General features: G+C 81.8%; 1 pseudogene. It reads left to right on the forward strand.

The window, feature by feature from the left end:
* Positions 1-1,255, forward strand: a pseudogene (locus ACFP3R_RS37520) (AAA family ATPase); the annotation flags it as partial.

Genomic DNA, 1,255 nt, shown 5'->3' on the forward strand with positions numbered 1-1,255 from the left:
GGCGCTGGCCGGCGCGCGGGCGCGGGAGCGCTCGGTGGCGGACGCGGTGGCGTCCCTCGGCTGCGCGACCCCCGCGGACGCGGACCTGCGCGGGACCGCCGAGCGGCTGCGCGAGGAGTCCGGCGCGCTGACCGGCCTGGCCGCCGAGGCGCTCAGGCAGGAGGAGGACCGGCGGCGCGTCGCGCACCTGGAGCAGGCGGCCGCGGCCACCTCCCGGGACCTGGCGGTGCTGGTGTCCCAGCTGGACGAGGTGCCCGCGCGGCTGGCGGCGGCGCGGTCGGCGGTCGAGGAGTCGGCGCTGGCCGCCGCGCGGCTGACCCAGGTCGCCGGGCTGGCGGCGGCGGCCGGGGAGCTGCCGCGCGTCGAGGCGTCGTTCCGGGTGGCCGACGAGGCGCGGCGGGACGCCGTGGACGGGCACCAGGGGGCCAGGGACGCGCTGCTGCGGGTGCGGCGCGAGCGGCTGGAGGGCATGGCCGTCGAGCTGGCGGGCGAGCTGCGGTCCGGGCAGGCGTGCCCGGTGTGCGGGTCGGCCGAGCACCCCGCGCCCGCGCGGCCCCTGCTGGAGACCGTGACGGCGGCCGACGAGGACGCGGCCGCCGAGGTGGAGCAGCGGGCGGCCGACCGGCGGGCGCGGGCCGAGCAGGAGGCGCAGAAGCTGGAGGTCCGGCTCGCCCACCTGCGGGAGCAGCTGGGTGACCGCTCCCCCGACGAGCTGGACCGCGAGCACCGCGCGGTGGCGGCGCTGGCCGGGCGGGTCGAGGCGCGGCAGGCGGAGCTGGCCGGCCTGGAGGGGCAGGTGGAGGCCGCGCTGGAGCGTCGGGGCCGGCTGGAGCGCGACCTGGAGCGGGCCGGCGCGCAGCGGGACGAGCTGGCCGCGGCGGTCGAGGAGCGCGAGGCGCGGCTGGAGGAGGCCCGCGGCGACTTCCCGGACGTGGTGGCCCGCCGGGCGCACCTGTCCGACCTGGCCGACGCGCTGACCGACCTGCACGCGCGGCGGGTCGCCGCGGCCGAGGACGCGGAGCGGCTGGCCGAGCAGCGGCTGGAGGTGTCGCGGCTGGCGGCCGGGGCCGGTTTCGCCGACGTCGCCGAAGCCCTGGCCGCGGCCCGCCCCGACGCGGCGGTGGCCGCGCTGGAGGAGCGGGTGCGGCGGGCGGAGCACGGCCGCGCGGCCGCCGAGAGCACCCTGGTGGAGCTGGCCGACCTCGACCCGGCCGCCGTGGTGGACGTGGCGGGCGCGGAGGCCCGGTTCCGCGCG

This window comes from Saccharothrix lopnurensis (genome assembly GCF_042658445.1).
GTDB lineage: Bacteria > Actinomycetota > Actinomycetes > Mycobacteriales > Pseudonocardiaceae > Actinosynnema > Actinosynnema lopnurensis.